The organism is Rhizobium sp. BT04 (assembly GCF_030053135.1).
GTDB lineage: Bacteria > Pseudomonadota > Alphaproteobacteria > Rhizobiales > Rhizobiaceae > Rhizobium > Rhizobium binxianense.
Genome location: NZ_CP125649.1, coordinates 33,998 through 54,468 on the forward strand (window position 1 = coordinate 33,998; position 20,471 = coordinate 54,468).

Consider the following 20,471-nt stretch of genomic DNA (forward strand, 5'->3'; position numbering starts at 1 on the left):
GCCTTCTACGATGCCATCGGCAAGGTCCTGGCGCAGGAGGGCCGCCCATGAGCGCGACCCTTGATTCCATTCCGTCCATGATCGATCGTATCCCTCATGATCTCGTCGGCCTGAAGATGCCACGTGCACTCGAAGCTCTCGACCATGTCGTTCGACGCGTCGAGCACGGTGAGCTTTCCGCCCTGGAAGCCATTGATATCCTTCTCTCCGAGGAACTCACCTTACGCGAGAACAGCCGGATCAAGACCGCACTGCGAATGGGTAGGCTTGCCACGATCAAGACGCTCGCCGGCTTCGACTTCACCTTCCAGCCTTCGCTCGATCGCGATCGTATCCTCACCCTGGCGCAGCTCGGCTTCGTCGATCGTCATGAAGCCGTTCATTTCCTTGGCCCACCGGGAACAGGCAAAAGCCATCTCGCCACAGCGCTCGGCGTCGAAACCGTGAAGGCCGGAAAGAGCGTGTATTTTACGACGCTCGCCGATCTCATTGGTTCGCTTGCCCGTTCCGAACGAGAAGGCAGGCTTCAGGATCGCATTCGCTTCTTCTGCAGGCCAAGCTTGCTGATCGTCGACCAGATCGGCTACCTGCCGGTCGTCCAAGGCGGCGGCAATCTCTTCTTTCAGCTCGTCAACGCCCGATATGAACGCGGCGCGATGATCCTGACGTCAAACCGAGGCTTCGCGGAATGGGGCGATGTGTTCGGAGATCCCGTCGTCGCGACGGCGCTGCTCGACAGATTGATTCAGGAGATGCCGAACTCGCGGCACAGCGCCGCAATCTTCTCGCCATCCAGAGCCCGCGCAACGAATTTGAGACGCTCGTCCATGAGATTACACTCCTGCCAAGGCACCTTTGCTCTCCTCGCAAAGGCCAAAAGTGTAACCCATGTCTCCGGTATGAACTGTCACCCTTCTCTCGGGAAGGACACTCACGGATCGGTCGAACATCCACGCCGGGACTTCAAAAAGCCGATCAGAAGAAGCGCCAGAAAGGCTGCAGCGAAAAATAGCCGTTCCTTTGGTCAGCGCCTCATGGACGTGGACGAACTGACCGGACCAGGGATGCCACGGATACAAAAGCTCACGAACCTCCGTCCCGTGGGTGTTCTGTCGTCGTGTTGTACAATAATTTCCGGCCCTCGGCTGGATGACACCTGCCGAGTTCTTCAAACAATCAACCCGCGACTTGATGCGGTGCTGCGCAGCCGGAATGGCTCCGCACCGCAACCCGCCGTTACCGCCCCGAATACAGCAACCGCTGGAATGAATTCAAAATTGGATAAAACTTAGGGGCAAGGTCAATCACCGAGTAAGCTCCCGGAAAGGGCCGCCTTCCAACGCTGATGTGAATATCGGAAGTCGTAGAACCGCTGCTGTTTGCGTCGGTGTCCAGTCCCAAGCCAGCAATCGCTCCAGTCTGCTGAACCGCAACCTGTCTCGGCTTTGGCGTCCCACAGACTGGCGTCTGCCCGCTCATTTGTTTTCGTTCTTTTAATTTGCAAGCAGTTCAATGAAAGACGGTTTCGCTGTTGTTATAATGATTGCGATTGTAATAATATAAACTGAAATTGTGGAAGTATAATATTGATTTGGGATTTAATAGGACTAGGCTTTCCATTGCTCCTGGCGGCGAAGCCCCGGACGGAACAAAATCGTTCCAATTCCATGGAGGAAGTCATGGCGCAGGCCAAACCGGCTCCGTATGATACTGCTACCGACCAGCATAATCGCGTGTGTATCGACGGCTTTAAGGTCGTAAGCACGCGTTTGCGATCGGCTGAATATGAGACCTTCTCCCACCAAGCGCGCTCGCTGGGACTGTCTGACAGTATGGCCATGCGCGTTGCAGTGCGCCGCATTGGGGGCTTTCTCGAAATAGATGAAAAAACGCGTGGTAAGATGGAAGGTATTCTTTTGTCCATGGGAACGCTTTCAGGCAATATTGCCGCCCTGTTGTCTGCTTACGCGGATAATCCGCGGCCGGATTTGGAGGCCCTGAGAGCCGAACGTATCGCTTTCGGCAAGGCGTTCGCCGACCTTGACGGCTTGCTCCGTTCTATTTTGTCCGTATCCCGCCGGCGTATAGATGGTTGCGCTATGCTGAAAGACACATTGCAGCGCTGACGTGGCACCCGCCCGGGAGCATGTTCGATGCCGGATCGACCTCAGGTTATCATTCGCATAGTACCTGATGGTGGAACTAGGACCCTCCAGCAGATCATCAATCAGCTGGAGTATCTCTCCCGGAAGGGAAAACTCGAGTTGCAGCGTTCAGCCCGGCACCTCGATATCCCCGTGCCGCCGGATCAAATCGCTGAACTTGCCCGAAGCTGGGTGCAGGAGACCGGAGTTTATGACGAAAGTCAGCCGGATGAGCGAAGGGAACAGGAGTTGACCACGCATATTATCGTAAGCTTCCCCCCGGGCACAGGTCGAGCAGATGCTTATGCGGCGAGCCGCGAGTGGGCAGCCGAGATGTTTGGGTCAGGCAACGGGGGCGGGCGATACAACTATCTTACGGCCTTCCACGTTGACCGCGATCACCCGCACCTGCATGTCGTGGTCAACCGCCGCGAACTTCTGGGACGTGAGTGGCTGAAGATTTCGCGGCGCCACCCGCATCTGAATTACGAAGCCTTGCGCATGAAGATGGCCGAGATTTCGCTCCGCCACGGCATTGTCCTTGATGCCAGCTCACGAGCAGAACGTGGTATCCTTGAGCGTCCGATGACTTACGCCCAGTTCCGGCGCCTTGAGCGGCAGGCCAGCCGGGTCCGGTTCGACGATGCAGATACGGAACAGGGGTCACCGCGTGAAGATCATCCCTTGCAGGACCAACCTGTGGATACGTTGCCTCCTGCCGGGCCTTCGAGCAAATCGAAGGCCGCAGTTCAACCGTCCGTAGCACATAACGCGTCGCCCGTTCCCTTGTTGGAGAGCGCAGGATTCGTTCCGGCGGGCAACCTCGGTGATGACGCACCAAATGCTGTCCGGGACGGCGCATGCAAGCCAAGGGACAATTCCGGAGTTCCTGGCACAGCAAACCAGAATGCGGTGCAGTCGCCAGACACCGCGCAAGAGAATCGAAAACGACGACGCGATGATGCTGGCGAGCCGAGTGGGGCAAAGGGCGGGAGATCAATTGCCACCGAGCCGGAGACAACCGCCCGGGAGCAGAACGATCGCAATAACCCCGCAACATTGCTGGCCGCCCCCCCCAGGTCACTGTCGTTGAATGACACCGCCCGTAGCGGATCGGCGACTGATTCACTGCCTGCGGTTTTCGAAAGCCAGCAGCAGAGACGGCTTTCCTCGAAGCGGGCACTTGAGGACGAGGCACCGGGTGACCGAAAACGGGCAAGGGATGGGAGCAGCCAGGATCGTCGCCGGGATTAGGACGCAGGTAAGGAGCCAATCATGACCCATGGGCAGTTCACCGATTATCGCGCGCGTCCGGCGCTGACAGTCTCGGACGACGGCCATGGAACGGCAACAATCCCGGCGCTGGAGGGGCAGATCAAGGTACGGGGCGGCGGAGAGGGCGCGGCAGTCGCGGCCGATCTGCCGACACGACCGAATGAAGGAGTGCACCCACATATCAGGGAAATGCCGGCGAGTACTGCTGCCGGCCTCATCGAGGCCGCTGCGGACTCGCCTGGCGCATTCGAAGCGACTGCAAATGTACCCGCCATCCTGCACAATAACAAAGGTGATTTCCGCGCCGCCATGCAGCACTTGCGCTCGCTTGAACCGGAACGATCAGACAGGCGCGCCGGTGAACCTGCCATGTCGCCGGAGCCGCCAGCACGGGCCGCGAAGCGACTGCGCGGAAACCAGTCCCCCGGCTGGACAGTCAAATCGGCCGTACAGCGGCAAAGCGCGCTCGGCAGTCTCTGCCAGCCGAGCAACGCCCATCCGAAGCGAGTGTATACAACATTCGGCCACCGACAGAAACAACACGGGGAAACTGGCAGGAAAGCTCATCAATTCCGGACGCCACTCCCGTCTACTTACCCCATTCGGGTCCACCCGCGCATTGGTTCGGGAGGGATACCGATACGGATAGAAACTCGGCTGATACCATTCCGCTTGCGAACTGGGGGGTGGAGGAGACCGTGAAGCCGAAAATCTTGCGGTTCATGCGAACACTCCAACTTCCGACACGATGAGAGGTTCTCGCAGCGTGACACATACCGAAGTTCTGGACGATGCCGGCAGTACCCGCACGAAAGAACTCCACAGTCGTTTCCGCGAAGAAACGACCCCCGGATCATCTCAGGGGTTATTTCCGGGTACGCAAACCTCGCCACAAGGTCGCCACGAGGATATCCCCGACCTGAACGAAGCAGCTCTGGCCGAAATCGATGCGGCATACGACGCCCCGTTGAGAATGCCCGGGGGGACGACGAGTGTCATACCGGATATGCAGTCCGGATCAGGCGAGGCATTCCCCGGGGTCGTGGACGGGCCCTGCGTCGATCCGGAGATGCACGCTGTTAAACGCCATGGACTCTTGCCGCAAGCACCGGAGTGCGCTGCAGCGGAGCCCTGTGGCTGGCCTGGCTTCACATCGGCCGATCTTGAAAAAATCGATGCAATCGTGAGTTTTCGCTCGGACGGTTGGTCCCCGACGCGAAACATTCCGCCGAAATTCACCGCGGCTGGTCCCGACAGCGTCTCCCGGAATGGGCGCGCTGTCAGAAATTCGCGCGGGATGCCGGCCTGCGACACGGCGCACGCCGGGAATTTTCCGATCTGTCCGGCGCTGAAACGGCTCACATCAAGAAGTGTGCGCGGCTCGCAACGACCACTGCTGAAAAGGGAAAGCAACAGATATCGTCTCCGGCTGACCTGCGGTCCGGTTCAGGCAACCCATATCCCGACGCAATCAGCCGCCGGTCATCTGCCCACAATGTCCCACGATGCCAGTCAACTGACGTCATTGTGGCTCCGCGAGCCCGAGATGATCTGTAACGAACTAGTAGCAAGCGCTTGCCCGACGCCGGTTGCCTGCATCGCCAGACCACGAAAAAACGTCGGGCACGCACCCGCTAGGTTTCATGATACCGCTCCTGTTCCCGGACACCATCGTCCTAGCAGAAGGGGTAGGTTCACGCCTTTTGATGATGTGATGCTGTCGGAAATCGACGGCTGGATGAACGGGACCGCGGGAGCCGGCCACCGGCCAGCCGACCGGAACCGCGATCGCGTGAAGGTTACGACCGTTGGGTTCTGTTCTGGCAGCGCCCGGACCTCAAACGCGATTTCCGATTTGTCCCGCAGTGTTTGGTGAAGAGATGAACTCGAGCAAGAGCACGCCCCTACGTTTGGCCGTTAGTGTCGTATGCTCGCTGGCAGCCGGTCTTTGTGTTGCAAGCTTGTATGTAACGTTCCGCCAAGGCTTTAATGGCGAAGCGATGATGACCTTCAGTGTCTTCGCCATCTGGTACGAGTCGCCGCTCTATCTGGGGCATACGACCTCGGTATTCTACTACGCTCTGGCCATTGTCGTATCAACTTCAGCCGTCGTTCTACTCAGCCAACTGTTCGTGTCGCTGCGCAACCGCGAGCATCATGGAACGGCTCGCTGGGCGGAATTCGGGGAAATGCGACGTGCCGGCTACCTGCAGCGTTACACCAGTATCAATGGTGCGGTGTTTGGCAAGACCTGTGGTCCCCACTGGTTCGGCAGCTATCTGACCAACGGCGAACAGCCCCATAGTCTGGTCGTCGCGCCGACGCGAGCCGGCAAGGGCGTCGGCGTCGTCATTCCGACGCTGCTGACCTTCAGGGGCTCGGTGATAGCACTCGATGTCAAAGGTGAGCTTTTTGACCTGACGTCCAGGGCACGAAAGGCAAACGGCAACGTCGTTTTCAAGTTCGCGCCTCTGGATCCGGAGCGACGGACCCATTGCTACAATCCGGTTCTCGATATTGCGGCAATGCCTCCCGAGAGGCAGTTTACCGAGACACGCCGACTTGCTGCAAACCTTATCACTGCGAAAGGCAAGGGAGCGGAAGGCTTCATCGATGGCGCACGAGACCTTTTTGTTGCGGGTATCCTTGCTTGCATCGAGCGCGGCACTCCGACAATAGGCGCAGTCTACGACCTTTTTGCCCAGCCTGGCGAGAAGTACAAGCTTTTTGCGCAACTCGCGGAAGAAAGCCAGAATAAGGAGGCTCAGCGCATCTTTGACAACATGGCGGGCAACGACACGAAAATCCTGACCTCCTATACGTCGGTGCTCGGCGACGGCGGTCTCAATCTTTGGGCTGATCCGCTGGTCAAGGCAGCGACCAGCCGATCCGACTTTTCCATCTACGACCTGCGTCGCAGGAAGACCTGCGTTTATCTTTGTGTAAGTCCCAACGATCTTGAGGTCGTTGCTCCGTTGATGCGCCTTCTTTTTCAGCAGGTCGTGTCGATTTTGCAGCGATCCCTGCCAGGGAAGGACGAGCGCTACGAAGTTCTGTTTCTCCTCGACGAATTCAGGCATCTGGGCAAACTTGAGGCCATCGAGACCGCGATCACCACCATCGCCGGATACAATGGCCGTTTCATGTTTATTATTCAGAGTCTCTCCGCGCTGACGGGTACCTACGACGAGGCGGGCAAACAGAACTTTCTCAGCAATACCGGTGTGCAGGTATTTATGGCCACCGCTGACGACGAAACACCGACATATATCTCGAAGGCTATCGGGGAATATACGTTCAAGGCGCGCTCGACCTCCTATAATCAGACACGCATGTTCGACCAGAACATCCAGATCTCCGATCAGGGGGCACCGCTTTTGCGCCCCGAACAGGTGCGCTTGATCGACGACAGGAATGAAATCATCCTCATAAAGGGGCACCCGCCACTTAAACTGCGAAAAGTGCAATATTACTCGGATCGCGCGCTGAAGCGTATTTTCGAAGCCCAGACCGGTTCGCTCCCCGAGCCAGCGCCCCTTGTGCTGCCGGAGAACATCAATCGCGGAGACCTGGAACAGCCGACTGTCCTCGCGGCGGCGCGAGAGCCCGGCGACAAGGATTTTGTAGGCGACAATGCGGAAACCGATGGGTACAACGGCAACTGCAATCACGACAACGATGGGGCCATCGGATTTGATATCCCGTACGGCCCGATTGAAATCGACGATCTGGAGGAATACGCCAGCACAGCTTGTGTCACCGCCGATGCCGGCCCGTCTGCCGAAGTCGCTCCGGCTCTGGTTGCGCAAGAACAATTGCTGAAACGGATAATCGCGCTTCAGCAACGGTATAGGTCTGGCTCGTCAAACCCCGGGGATTGATTTGAAGCAGCGTCGTTCGGCATCATTCGATGCCGGAGTCGGTCAGATATTGCGGTTCGATCGATGCGGTGCCAGACCTAGAGCATGTCCTGCGATTGATGAATCGATTGTGAGGTGACGAGAGCGACCGAAGCTGATTCAACATCCACAGCGGAGAGGTGGATGATGGGACAGGCCCTGAGTGATGATCTCCGAATACGGGTTTTGAAAGCGTCTGCGTCGGGCATGTCGGCTCGGCAGGCTGCGGCTCGTTTCGGTGTTGGGATTTCGACAGCGATCCGCTGGATCGCAAGAGCGAAAGAGGGTGAGTTAACTGCTCGGCAGAGCTGGCTCGGGAAATCTACACAGCTAGGATAAGTGGAATTTCTGCCTGACTTCGGCTTAGATGCCGGGAACAGGAGCACTGCTGTCCGGTTTAAATTGTGTCACCATTGGAGGCTCATCTGGCCGGGATTTCCGGGAGGGCTGTGGCGTGGCTTTAGCAGGCGGTCGATCCTTTTGCGGTGCATCAGGTTGGTGCGCACCAGGCGGGCGAAGGCCAGCGGGCTTATGATGGTGGCCTGGTCGGCCTTTGCCATCTGCAGCAGCAGATAGGCGATCAGAGCGACGGCCACCTGGATGCGCACGGCATTTTCGCTGTTGCCGAGGAAATGGCGGATCTTCAGCGTCTGCTTGACCCAACGGAAAAACAGCTCGATTTCCCAACGGCGCTTGTAAAGCGCGGCGATCTCCTCGGCCGGAGAGGTAAGATCGTTGGAGAAGATGCGCAGCACCTTGCCGGTCTCGATCTGCACGCCGATCTCGCGCACCGGCCGGTTCATCGGGTTGCGGCGGCTCTTGGCCTGACGCTGCGGCAACAGGCCGATGCGGTCGAACAGGATGCCGGCATCCTCGTTTGCCGCCTGCTCGGCGCTCACCGTCAGTTTCGTGTGGGACTTTAGGCGGCTGACGATGCGGCAGCCGGCGGCGTCCAGCTTCGCCCACCAGCCGAAGTCGTAATAGCCGAGGTCGAAGACATAGGTGGCGCCGGCCTCGATCGGCATCTCCTTGGCGGCGGTGATGTCGTTGACATTGGCCGCGGTGACGGCCGCATAGATCGGCCGTTCGGCATTGGCATCGTAGACGACGTGCATCTTGGCGCCGCAGGCCTGATCGGAAAAGCGGGCCCAGTGCGATCCCGCCCCGGAAAGGCGCAGGCTGCTGCCGTCGATCAGATAAACCGCCTCGCCGACGACCCGCTTGAGCCCGCGCCCGGCGCGAGCCACCATCTGCGTGAACAACTCTGCAAAAACGGCGCTCGGACGCAGGCCGTTGGCATCGGCGAAGGTCGAGCGCGACACCGGGCGAGCGCCGAGATGGTAAAGGCGGGCAGTATGGCTTTCCAGGGAGCCGACGATCTCGCGCGGGCTGACGGCACCGGCAAGCTGGCCGTAAAGCAGCGCGATCAACTGGCTCTTCGTCGACAGCCGCCGAACGTGCTTGTCGGCCTGATGCTCCTCCACAAGTCTTTCGAACACCGTCCACGGAATCCGCTTCAACAGATCATGAAAGACGCTATTGTCATGCCGCACGGTGTTGTTCCTCTTTCGTGTTGTCAGTACCGGAGCAATACTCCCCAATAGTGCCGTTTGAATCTTCCCAGGAGCTGCGGCGCTGGTCTTCCGGGGCGCGCCCCGGAAGACCAGCGGCGCGTCATCGCCGATACTCCTTCCGATGGTCGGAAGGGGGATATTGGTGATCAAGCTGAGGGAGACGATCATGATCTTGGATCTGCATCAGCAGGGCCTGACAGTGTCAGCTATTTCCAGAGAAACCGGCATCCATCGCAAGACGGTGCGCAAATACATAGAGCGGGGCCTTGAGGTCCCGGCTTATGGACCGAGAAAGCCTCGCGCGACGGTTATCGATCCGTTTGCTTCATACCTGCGGGAGCGGGTGAAGACCTATCCCGGCCTCACTGGTAGTCGGTTGCTCCGAGAACTCCGGGATCGAGGTTATGCCGGCGGTTACACCGCCGTCACGTATTTTCTTCGTGACGTGCGACCTCCGGCAAATCCAGGTTTCGAGGTTCGCTTCGAGACGCCGCCAGGCGAACAGGCCCAAGTCGATTTCGCCCAGTTCCACGTCGTTTTCACTGACGAGCCAATGACGCAAGGATCGTTTGGTTGTTCTCGATGGTGTTGGGTCACAGCCGCCTCATCTGGGCACGCTTCGTCATGCATCAGAATCTGCCGACCGTCCTACGTTGCCACATCGCCGCTTTCGAGGCGATTGGTGGTGCGCCGCGGGAGGTGCTCTACGACCGGATGAAGACTGCCGTTATCGGCGAAGGTCAGACGGAGGGCATCATCTACAACCGTGCTCTCATCGACCTGGCCCGCCATTATGGATTTCATCCTAAGGCGTGCAAGGCCTACCGAGCCAAGACAAAAGGCAAGGTCGAGCGGCCGTTTCGGTATATCCGCGAAGACTTCTTCCTCGCTCGTTCGTTCCGCAATCTCGACGACATGAACGCCCAGCTCCGGCACTGGCTCGACACCGTCGCCAATCCAAGGAAGCACGCGACGACCCAGCGTGTCGTCAACGAGGCCTTCGCCGAGGAGCGGCCGTATCTGCGGCCGCTACCTCTGGCACCGTTCAAATCCGTTCTGAAGCTGGAGCGCCGCGTATCGCGGGAAGGCATGGTCAGCGTCGGCGGCAATACCTACAGCGTTCCGGATGCCACACGCAGTCGCATGGTTGAGGTCCACTCTCTCGCCGACGAAGTCCGCATCTTCGAGAACGGCACACTGATCGCCACTCATCCTGTGCTGGAGGGCCGCAAACAGCGCCGAGTCCATCCCGATCATCGACGATCGATGACGCCGCAACATAGGCCAAGGACACGAGACGAATCCCTTGTCGTCAAGCCTGCCGGCGACACCGTGCTGCAGCGGTCGCTCGCCTTCTATGACGCCGTCGGCAAAGTCCTGGCACGGGAGAGCCGCCCATGAGCGCGACCCTCGATGCCATTCCATCCATGATCGACCGTATTCGCCATGATCTCGTCGGTCTGAAGATGCCGCGCGCACTGGAAGCACTCGACCATGTCGTGCGCCGCCTCGAGCACGGTGAGCTATCTGCCCTCGAGGCTATCGATATCCTGCTGTCCGAGGAACTGACCCTGCGCGAGAACAGCCGCATCAAGACCGCTTTAAGAATGGGCAGGTTAGCGACGATCAAAACCCTTGCCGGTTTCGACTTCACCTTCCAACCTTCCCTCGACCGAGATCGCATCTTCACCCTGGCCCAGCTTGGCTTCGTCGATCGACACGAGGCCGTGCATTTCCTCGGCCCACCTGGAACCGGTAAGAGTCATCTTGCCACGGCGCTCGGCGTCGAAGCCGTCAAAGCTGGAAAGAGCGTCTACTTCACGAACCTTGCCGACCTCATCGGTTCGCTGGCCCGTTCCGAACGGGAGGGTCGGCTTCAGGAGCGCATTCGCTTCTTCTGCAGGCCAAGCCTGCTGATCGTCGATGAGATCGGCTACCTGCCCGTCGTCCAGGGCGGCGGCAATCTATTCTTCCAACTCGTGAACGCCCGATATGAGCGAGGTGCGATGATCCTGACATCAAACCGCGGCTTCGCTGAATGGGGCGATGTCTTCGGCGATCCAGTTGTCGCAACGGCGCTGCTCGACAGACTGTTGCATCATGCCGTCGTCGTTCAGATCGAAGGATCGAGTTACCGATTGCGCCAGCATGCCGAACTGATGCCGGAGCATGTTCGCTCCAAAGCCCTCATCGCACCACCGGCATTCGCCCCACCTCAAAAGCCGCGCGGGCGGCCGCCGAAAAATCCTCAATTCTCCCTGGCATCCACGTCGGCATAAGTGGGGAATTTTACTTCGGCACTTCTGGGGAAAATTACGCGGCATTGACACGTGTCCGAGATCGTCGCGAAACGCTCGAACATGAGTAGAATCAACACCGTGCACCATGTCCACCAAATTTAAACCGGACAGCAGTGGAACAGGAGAGACCATGACGAGAGACCGCGCCGGAACCATACCCGGCCTTCAAGGCAAAGGTGGCGCTTGCCGCCATCAGGGGCGAGCAGACGCTGGTGGAATTGTCCCAGCAGTTTGACGTGCACGCCAACCAGATCAAACAGTGGAAAGACCAGCTCCTTGAGGGGGCGACAGGCGTTTTCGGTGATGAAGCGAAGGCGGAACCGGCGGGTCCAACCGTGGATGTCAAAACACTGCACGCCAAGATCGGCGAGCTGACACTGGAGAACGATTTTTGTCCGGTGCGCTCGGCAAGGCGGGATTGCTGGGCGGAAAGAAATGATCGACCGCGCACACAAACTGTCGGTCGTGCGCCAGGCGAAGCTTCTCGGCTTCAGCCGTGGCAGCGTCTACTATTCTCCACGTCCAGTGTCGGGTGGCGATCTTGCTCTGATGCGCCGATTTGATGAACTGCATCTCGAATACCCGTTTGCGGGAAGTCGGATGTTGCAGGGGCTTTTGAGGGGAGAAGGGCTGGAAGCTGGGCGATTGCACATTGCCACGCTGATGAAGAAGATGGGCATTGAGGCTATCTACCGCCGCCCAAACACTTCGAAACCGGCTCCCGGTCACAAGATCTATCCTTATCTCCTGCGAAAACTGGCGGTCATCGGCCCAACCAGGTATGGGCAATGGACCTGACTTACATCCCTATGGCACGGGGCTTCGTCTATCTCTGCGCCGTCGTCGACTGGTTCAGTCGTCGGGTTCTGTCGTGGCGGTTGTCGATCACGATGGAAGCGGACTTTTGCATCGAAGCGGTCGAGGAAGCGCTTGCTCGTTACGGCAGGCCGGAAATCTTCAATACGGATCAGGGATCGCAGTTCACCTCCATCGACTTCACGGCGGTGTTGAAGAAGGCCGAAAGCGCCATCTCGATGGACAGCAAAGGCGCATGGCGGGACAACGTCTTTGTCGAGCGGCTCTGGCGGTCGATCAAATACGAGGAGGTTTACCTCCACGCCTATAAAACCGTCTGAAGCTCGCGCTGGCATCGGCACCCGACGCCCACATTCATCCCTTGACCGGCAGACGCCGGATCAGGCTTACTTCAACGCGCTGGCACCGATGATTGTGGCAGCATAATCGAGGCGGAAATCCACTTAGAAAAACGCCCGAAGCTGTTCAGACAAACCGAGCCAGCTCTGACAACATTCTCGAACGCGACATCAGGGTTTTTGCGACGGGAAGAAAATCGTGACTGTTCAGCGACACTGCTGACAGAGCCAAGGTCAGCGCAGTGATCTATAGTTTGATGCTGACCTGCCGCGCCTGTGGCGTCGACCCTCTGATCTGGCTGCGGCACGTGCTTACTGAGTTGCCGCAGCGAGACGACTACGCCGACATCGGCGACCTGCTACCGATCAACTTCTCGAAAACCTCCGCCGCCTAACGGAGCCGGATATCGCTACCGATGCGAGGCGGCTCCAGCGGTGCCGCAGCCGTCAATGCGCATCGAAAATCGCGCTTACCAATCTTCGGCAGGATATATCCTGATGTATATGCCGTGCGGCTGGTGGCAACGCTTTAGGGAGATCAATTTCTTAATGGTAAGTCACGGGGTGCATATCCAAGCCCTCTTGCCCTCGAAAAGCCAACAAATGTCACCGTCAAATGGCGTGGAATGACCTTTGATATCACTATCCGTCGCTGTCGAGCTGCAGATATGCTTAAGCAAAGGGCCACACAATTATTCGATAGCGTTTCGATCGTAAAAATGCCATTATTCGTTTCGAGTTCCTTGATTAGTTAAGCTATATATATCACCTCACCTTTTATCATTGCTACAACGACGCATTCTTCATCATATAGAAAATTAAACAAATCTCTCCTATCTTGCAAGTATGGTATGGCTAACCTACAAATTGATGGATAATGAAGGTTATCACATGCGGAATGCCCTGTTCGACGCTACTAGGAGCTACGCAGTTCATAAGAGAGGGACGGTTAGAGTCAAATACCTTTATCTTGAGAGTGCGGATGCAGAACGCTCTGTGGACGCTGGACGGTTGGTCGGAACCGGAACATATGAAGTTCAGACCTACCCTCCGTATGCCGCTCCTGTTGATGCAAAGCCCTGGTTCATCGTTGTTGACAGCAGCGCAAACCTGAATGGCGCGATTGATGTGATAGCATGGGGGAGAGCGATAAGGTCATGATCGAAATCCCCGCTCATTGACCTGGCGCTTATGGAGTGTTTTGCGGTTTGTTGCTTTTTGCATGTGTTTGTTTCCCTTAAAGTCCTTGTATTTAACCGTCATATGCGGCGGGTAATAGATTATTATCAATAAGTCAGGTCAACAATATGCTTGTGTTGATTATTTCTATGCTTCCGATGCTTGGCGACCGCTGATCGAGCAGCCACGGACGGGCGCGTCACGCCACTATTATACTATATTGCTATTTATCACCTCTTTACGATTATTTGGCGTCGTAAGTTTGAGACGATGAGTATTTTCCTATTGCCTCTCGTTATTCTAATCAATTAACTCCAAGTAAGTTCAAGGAAATACTATTCTGGTATTGAACGACCAGGCCTTCTATCGAACCCGTGGAGTGCGAGGCGGGGACCGTTACCCGACTTGGCCAATCAGCAAATCAAGGCAGTCGGTCGTCGCCGGAAACTCTTATGCCTTAAGACATAAATAATACAGATTATCCAAAAGATATATATAAAGAGTCGCATTCATTAATTCGAATAAGAACATAATAAAATTAACGTGAAAGCAGGCGTCAGCATAACACAGTACCCTCATAAAAAACAATTAAATAAAAGTGGCGGCGCAAAAACAAAGGCGCACACGCCGCCATACATCTTGAAGATAACAGAAATACAACACGCACTCAATTGAGCCAACGGTGCGGAACCTCGATTTGGCCGTAAAAAGAACAATCATCCTGCTAAGCTCCCTGAAAGACGGCCGGCCATGATTGCAGTTGGTAATAAGTTTTTCCACTTATGATCGCTAAAGAATGTCGGCGCCTCCCAACGAAGACGGCGCGATCGCTATAGTAACGTAACCAAGGGGAAAACTGGGTAAGGGCAGAATGCACGTTTTGACTCACACCAAAGGTTTACCGCATGACACTTGATGTCGTTTGCTAATTAGGTTTGCACTTATTTAATGGACATTGCGTTTGCCAGTTATCCGCGCTCTGCGTAGTTGCTTACGACAATAATGACGGATCAAAAATAGCCTCAAAATTAGCGGGCATTAAGAAAGTTGTAGTACTAAACAAGATAGAATTTTATTTCAACAATTGAAATATGATGCTCTGGCATCAACTTACAAGTACAAGAGCGATAAGAAACATAAGCGGGGATCCTAAACCCCTGACTGAAGAAAAACAAACTCGCCGGGCCCACATGGCAGCCTGCTTCGAGGCGCGTCTACTCATGCGAAAGCTCTGCCGAGGAAATAGCAAGAACGAAAGCGATGAAGGCCAGAGCACCGCCTATAACATAAAGGCCTTTGCACAGCGCCACGAGCGCGCCAACTGCAACCATCAGCGCAAACGTCATGCCGGGGTTTGGTGATTTTAGGTAAGATTATGGTTGAGGGGAGAGAACCAAATTCGTTCTTCGAAAACGTTCGACGCTTAGTAGGCAGGGTAAGGATGGAGATTGTCTTGGAATGCCAGAACCAATGAGGCTTATATAGGGGATTTCCGGGTGCGCGAGTGACTCCAGGCATTCTGGCTCTATGACCAAGGTTTGTCGCATGGCTGTTCGTGTCTGGAGAAGGGCGCCCTACCTCATTGAGCCGCATTTTTAAAATTTTCAATCGGCAGATATGCCGTTTCGGTGCAATGAGAAGGCATTTTGAATGCCTCTCGTACCTCGCGAAGAGCCGCAGCTTCTGTGCAGTCCTTGGATGACGCTGAAGGTAGAGATCGCAGCTTTAGGTTCTGCCATAGGGCTGCCCGAATAGAGGCAGACCCCTGACCCATCCCACCAGACTATCTTGACCCGGTCTCCACAGTGCGCTTCATAATGCATCCCTCCATCAAATTCCGGGCAACCGGACGACTTTGATAATCTTCATAAAATGTTTGGCAGGATATATAGACATGTCAATTTCAATGGTTCCTACATTTCTAAGTTTCTGTGCATTGGAGCGTGTGTTTTGTAAGCCCCCCGGCCTGAGACGGTGAGCACATTGGTGCCCATGATCGTGTCGGAGGCCGCGCCGGCGGTCCAACCCGCCGTGACGGAAGCGCCGGCCCCGCCGCACCCCCGCCGGAAGCGCAGCGACGTCACGATCGAACTGGGTCGCGACCGACGCGTCCGCATGGACGCCGACATCGACACAGAAGCGCTTCATCTGCGATGATCCCCATTCCGAGCGGCGTGAAGGTCTGGCTGGCGACGGACCATACCGACATGCGCGCAGGCTTTCCCGGATTGTCGCTCTTTGGCCGTATGGGAGTTGCGCCGCGCCAAGCAGCTATTAGCGGGGCGGTAAATCTTCCAAGGCCACCTCCAACATTCAAGCTAATCTTAGCCCGGCCGCGCCGCAGACACCTCCGCCGGCTGTCAGCCGTTTCGACGATGGTCTGGGAAGGGAGCCGTCGTCAAAATGCCCTGTCTCCCTCGTTTGCTCAGTAGCTTCACGCTGTGCTTTCGTCGTCAAAGCCGGAAGGAAAAAGCATGACTAAAGAACTGCATACGACATAAGAGAGATGCGACAGTCGCCGCCTCTTGGGATGCTGGCTAAACGTCAACGTTTTGAAGGAAGACTGGCGACGTGCACATTCGATGTCGCCCCCGGCACTGGGGATCGTCTCATCTGGGTTGGCGCGCTGCACGTGGCCGCGTAAAAAACGGATTCTCTCAACGGTTTGGTGCTTTTTCAAGAACGACTGGCATCTATTGCTCGATCCATCTCCACCCTATTGCAGAAAAAGGTAAATGTCGCTCTGCATGCCTGATGGCCCCAGAGTGGCCGTGTAGGGCACACCATGGATACTGAAGTTGGTCTGGGGGTTGTCCGCGCTCGGCAGCAAGTCATCCCAGTACATTGCAAGCCGAAGGTCCTTCGGTGCCGGTTGATTGCCGTGTTGTTGCCAGCTCGAGAGTCTCCGTTGCGGCATCGACGTCTTGCTGCCCCGAACCCCTCTCCGGCGCCAGCGACTGCGGCGTCACTCGCATCGAACCGCCCACGGAACTGCGACGCGGCACACGGTCGCCGGCGCTACTATCGTGCGAACCGCCGGTTCGAGAGCTGGGCGGCATTCGAAGCGCATCTGGACCGGTGGGTACGCGATGTTGCCGACCAGCGTGAACACGGCACGACTGGCATAGCGCCAGCGGAACGCTTTGCCGCGGAGGCTGGGGCGCTTCGCCCGCTGGCTGGCCGCGCGCCGTTCGGGCAGTTGCGGGATCTCATGCGCAAGGTTCAGGCCGATTGCGCAATCGACCTCGACACGAACAGCTACTCCGTGCCTTGGCGTCTGATCGGCGAGAGCGTTCAGGTCGTGGTACTGGCAGGCCGTGTGATCATCCGTCATGCGGGCCATGTCAATGCTGAATTAGCCCCCGAAAGGCCCGGACATGCTCCGCCACTTAGCTAAGTGGGTAGGAGTAATGTTGGTAATATGACTAGCAGCAATTTTAAGATGGAAGTCCTCGCCGGGCCGGAACGTCGGCGGCGTTGGAGCACGGCAGAGAAGCTGGCGATCATCCACGAAACCTATGAGGCGGACGCGACGGTGAGCATCGTCGCGCGTCGGCATGGCATCCAGCCGAACCAGTTGTTCGCCTGGCGCAAGCTGGCGTCCCAAGGGGCACTGACGGCGACGGCCGCCGAGGAGGAGGTCGTTCCGGCTTCCGAATACCGAGCACTTCAGGCCCAGGTGAAGGAGTTGCAACGCCTGTTGGGCAAGAAGACGATGGAGAGCGAAATCCTGAAGGAAGCTCTCGAAATCGCCGGTGGCCCAAAAAAACATCTGTTGCGCTCGCTCTCTCTTCCGAGGGGGATTTTGGAATGAAGACCGTCTGCGAAACTCTAGGTGTCGCCCGCTCGAATATCGCCGCGCGTGCCGCAAGCTCCCCTTCCAGAGCCAGAGGACGCCCGCCACTCCCGGATCGAGAACTGGTGGAGCACATCAAGGCCATCATCGCCGACATGCCCACCTACGGCTATCGGCGTGTCCATGCCATCCTGCGTCGGAATGCCCGGAAAGATGGGCGTTCGTGGCCCAATGCCAAGCGCGTCTACCGGGTGATGAAGCTGCACAATCTGCTGCTGGTGCGTCATACCGGAGCGGTCGATGATCGCCTTCACGACGGCCAAGTCGCCGTCGAGCGTTCGAACGTCAGATGGTGCTCCGACGGCTTCGAGATCGGCTGTGACAACAAAGAGAAGGTCCGCGTCGCCTTCGCCCTCGACTGCTGCGACCGCGAGGCAATCGCCCATGTCGCCACCACGCAGGGCATCAAGAGCGAAGACGTGCAGGACCTCGTGATCACCGCTGTCGAGAACCGTTTCGGCCGCATCAACGTGCTATCCGAGCCCATCGAATGGCTCACCGACAACGGCTCCTGCTTCATCGCGAAGGACACCGCATCCTTGCTACGCGACATCGGCATGGAGCCGTGCACGACACCGGTGCGAAGCCCACAGTCGAACGGAATGGCGGAGGCGTTCGTCAAAACCTTCAAGCGCGACTACGTCTCGGTCAATCCAACCCCGGATGCTGAAACCGTCATCGCTCAACTGCCATTCTGGTTCGAGCATTACAACAATCTTCATCCACACAGTGCTTTAGGATATCAATCGCCGCGCGAGTTCATCAGCTCGCGATCTCAAACCTGAGCATGTCCGGTCTTTTGGGGGCAACTCCACGGGCCATGTCAATGCCGCGTAATTTTCCCCAGAAGTGCCGAAGTAAAATTCCCCACTTATGCCGACGTGGATGCCAGGGAGAATTGAGGATTTTTCGGCGGCCGCCCGCGCGGCTTTTGAGGTGGGGCGAATGCCGGTGGTGCGATGAGGGCTTTGGAGCGAACATGCTCCGGCATCAGTTCGGCATGCTGGCGCAATCGGTAACTCGATCCTTCGATCTGAACGACGACGGCATGATGCAACAGTCTGTCGAGCAGCGCCGTTGCGACAACTGGATCGCCGAAGACATCGCCCCATTCAGCGAAGCCGCGGTTTGATGTCAGGATCATCGCACCTCGCTCATATCGGGCGTTCACGAGTTGGAAGAATAGATTGCCGCCGCCCTGGACGACGGGCAGGTAGCCGATCTCATCGACGATCAGCAGGCTTGGCCTGCAGAAGAAGCGAATGCGCTCCTGAAGCCGACCCTCCCGTTCGGAACGGGCCAGCGAACCGATGAGGTCGGCAAGGTTCGTGAAGTAGACGCTCTTTCCAGCTTTGACGGCTTCGACGCCGAGCGCCGTGGCAAGATGACTCTTACCGGTTCCAGGTGGGCCGAGGAAATGCACGGCCTCGTGTCGATCGACGAAGCCAAGCTGGGCCAGGGTGAAGATGCGATCTCGGTCGAGGGAAGGTTGGAAGGTGAAGTCGAAACCGGCAAGGGTTTTGATCGTCGCTAACCTGCCCATTCTTAAAGCGGTCTTGATGCGGCTGTTCTCGCGCAGGGTCAGTTCCTCGGACAGCAGGATATCGATAGCCTCGAGGGCAGATAGCTCACCGTGCTCGAGGCGGCGCACGACATGGTCGAGTGCTTCCAGTGCGCGCGGCATCTTCAGACCGACGAGATCATGGCGAATACGGTCGATCATGGATGGAATGGCATCGAGGGTCGCGCTCATGGGCGGCTCTCCCGTGCCAGGACTTTGCCGACGGCGTCATAGAAGGCGAGCGACCGCTGCAGCACGGTGTCGCCGGCAGGCTTGACGACAAGGGATTCGTCTCGTGTCCTTGGCCTATGTTGCGGCGTCATCGATCGTCGATGATCGGGATGGACTCGGCGCTGTTTGCGGCCCTCCAGCACAGGATGAGTGGCGATCAGTGTGCCGTTCTCGAAGATGCGGACTTCGTCGGCGAGAGAGTGGACCTCAACCATGCGACTGCGTGTGGCATCCGGAACGCTGTAGGTATTGCCGCCGACGCTGACCATGCCTTCCCGCGATACGCGGCGCTCCAGCTTCAGAACGGATTTGAACGGTGCCAGAGGTAGCGGCCGCAGATACGGCCGCTCCTCGGCGAAGGCCTCGTTGACGACACGCTGGGTCGTCGCGTGCTTCCTTGGATTGGCGACGGTGTCGAGCCAGTGCCGGAGCTGGGCGTTCATGTCGTCGAGATTGCGGAACGAACGAGCGAGGAAGAAGTCTTCGCGGATATACCGAAACGGCCGCTCGACCTTGCCTTTTGTCTTGGCTCGGTAGGCCTTGCACGCCTTAGGATGAAATCCATAATGGCGGGCCAGGTCGATGAGAGCACGGTTGTAGATGATGCCCTCCGTCTGACCTTCGCCGATAACGGCAGTCTTCATCCGGTCGTAGAGCACCTCCCGCGGCGCACCACCAATCGCCTCGAAAGCGGCGATGTGGCAACGTAGGACGGTCGGCAGATTCTGATGCATGACGAAGCGTGCCCAGATGAGGCGGCTGTGACCCAACACCATCGAGAACAACCAAACGATCCTTGCGTCATTGGCTCGTCAGTGAAAACGACGTGGAACTGGGCGAAATCGACTTGGGCCTGTTCGCCTGGCGGCGTCTCGAAGCGAACCTCGAAACCTGGATTTGCCGGAGGTCGCACGTCACGAAGAAAATACGTGACGGCGGTGTAACCGCCGGCATAACCTCGATCCCGGAGTTCTCGGAGCAACCGACTACCAGTGAGGCCGGGATAGGTCTTCACCCGCTCCCGCAGGTATGAAGCAAACGGATCGATAACCGTCGCGCGAGGCTTTCTCGGTCCATAAGCCGGGACCTCAAGGCCCCGCTCTATGTATTTGCGCACCGTCTTGCGATGGATGCCGGTTTCTCTGGAAATAGCTGACACTGTCAGGCCCTGCTGATGCAGATCCAAGATCATGATCGTCTCCCTCAGCTTGATCACCAATATCCCCCTTCCGACCATCGGAAGGAGTATCGGCGATGACGCGCCGCTGGTCTTCCGGGGCGCGCCCCGGAAGACCAGC

7 protein-coding genes and 7 pseudogenes are annotated in these 20,471 nt (G+C 57.4%); 11 read left to right on the forward strand and 3 right to left on the reverse strand.

Annotated features, from left to right (window positions below; genetic code table 11):
- Positions 1-47: 47 nt before the first annotated feature.
- The 5 genes and pseudogenes from istB (QMO82_RS02490) to QMO82_RS02510 all read left to right on the forward strand — a co-directional run.
- A pseudogene (gene istB / locus QMO82_RS02490) lies at positions 48-746 on the forward strand (IS21-like element helper ATPase IstB); the annotation flags it as partial.
- 933 nt (positions 747-1,679) lie between these two features.
- Complete coding sequence (gene virD1, locus QMO82_RS02495; protein WP_011427368.1) at positions 1,680-2,126, forward strand: T-DNA border endonuclease subunit VirD1; 447 nt, start codon at positions 1,680-1,682, stop codon at positions 2,124-2,126.
- 27 nt (positions 2,127-2,153) lie between these two features.
- Entirely contained in the window at positions 2,154-3,398 is a 1,245-nt protein-coding gene (locus QMO82_RS02500; RefSeq protein WP_167862633.1) for a relaxase/mobilization nuclease domain-containing protein, read from the forward strand.
- 1,901 nt (positions 3,399-5,299) lie between these two features.
- On the forward strand, positions 5,300-7,300 hold the full coding sequence (gene virD4 / locus QMO82_RS02505) for a type IV secretion system ATPase VirD4 (protein ID WP_011427370.1): 2,001 nt from the start codon (positions 5,300-5,302) through the stop codon (positions 7,298-7,300).
- Positions 7,301-7,465: 165 nt separating this feature from the next.
- Positions 7,466-7,615 (forward strand): annotated as a pseudogene (locus QMO82_RS02510) (helix-turn-helix domain-containing protein); the annotation flags it as partial.
- Between the two features lie 110 nt (positions 7,616-7,725).
- On the opposite strand, the gene QMO82_RS02515 reads toward QMO82_RS02510, so the two are convergent.
- Positions 7,726-8,871, reverse strand: a complete 1,146-nt coding sequence (locus QMO82_RS02515) for an IS4 family transposase (protein ID WP_183906975.1) — start codon at positions 8,869-8,871, stop codon at positions 7,726-7,728.
- Between the two features lie 163 nt (positions 8,872-9,034).
- On the opposite strand from QMO82_RS02515, the pseudogene istA (QMO82_RS02520) reads away from it, so the two are divergent.
- From istA (QMO82_RS02520) to QMO82_RS02545, 6 genes and pseudogenes are all read left to right on the forward strand, one after another.
- Positions 9,035-10,293 (forward strand): annotated as a pseudogene (gene istA / locus QMO82_RS02520) (IS21 family transposase).
- Positions 10,290-11,171, forward strand: a complete 882-nt coding sequence (istB, locus tag QMO82_RS02525; protein ID WP_003563080.1) for an IS21-like element ISRel3 family helper ATPase IstB — start codon at positions 10,290-10,292, stop codon at positions 11,169-11,171. The pseudogene istA (QMO82_RS02520) and the gene istB (QMO82_RS02525) overlap by 4 nt, the downstream one beginning before the upstream one ends.
- Before the next feature lie 151 nt (positions 11,172-11,322).
- Positions 11,323-12,434, forward strand: a pseudogene (locus QMO82_RS02530) (IS3 family transposase).
- Positions 12,435-12,495: 61 nt separating this feature from the next.
- A pseudogene (locus tag QMO82_RS02535) lies at positions 12,496-12,741 on the forward strand (transposase domain-containing protein); the annotation flags it as partial.
- 3,812 nt (positions 12,742-16,553) lie between these two features.
- Positions 16,554-16,865, forward strand: a pseudogene (locus QMO82_RS02540) (IS21 family transposase); the annotation flags it as partial.
- A gap of 81 nt (positions 16,866-16,946) precedes the next feature.
- A protein-coding gene (locus tag QMO82_RS02545; protein WP_183907042.1) for an IS3 family transposase occupies positions 16,947-18,166 on the forward strand; the annotation gives its coding sequence in 2 pieces (ribosomal slippage) (positions 16,947-17,283 and positions 17,283-18,166; 1,221 coding nt in all).
- Positions 18,167-18,252: 86 nt separating this feature from the next.
- Here the strand turns inward: QMO82_RS02545 and istB (QMO82_RS02550) are convergent.
- Together istB (QMO82_RS02550) and istA (QMO82_RS02555) are read right to left on the reverse strand one after the other, a co-directional pair.
- A complete protein-coding gene (istB, locus tag QMO82_RS02550; RefSeq protein WP_003563080.1) occupies positions 18,253-19,134 on the reverse strand; it encodes an IS21-like element ISRel3 family helper ATPase IstB in 882 nt (293 codons plus the stop codon).
- A pseudogene (gene istA, locus QMO82_RS02555) lies at positions 19,131-20,389 on the reverse strand (IS21 family transposase). The gene istB (QMO82_RS02550) and the pseudogene istA (QMO82_RS02555) overlap by 4 nt, the downstream one beginning before the upstream one ends.
- Positions 20,390-20,471 lie beyond the last annotated feature (82 nt).

Excerpts from the sequence above, each read along its gene's own strand:
- QMO82_RS02500 (WP_167862633.1), top strand. The coding sequence starts at position 2,154 with ATGCCGGATCGACCTCAGGTTATCATTCGCATAGTACCTGATGGTGGA.
- virD4 (WP_011427370.1), top strand. The coding sequence starts at position 5,300 with ATGAACTCGAGCAAGAGCACGCCCCTACGTTTGGCCGTTAGTGTCGTA.
- virD1 (WP_011427368.1), top strand. The coding sequence starts at position 1,680 with ATGGCGCAGGCCAAACCGGCTCCGTATGATACTGCTACCGACCAGCAT.
- istB (WP_003563080.1), bottom strand. The coding sequence starts at position 19,134 with ATGAGCGCGACCCTCGATGCCATTCCATCCATGATCGACCGTATTCGC.
- istB (WP_003563080.1), top strand. The coding sequence starts at position 10,290 with ATGAGCGCGACCCTCGATGCCATTCCATCCATGATCGACCGTATTCGC.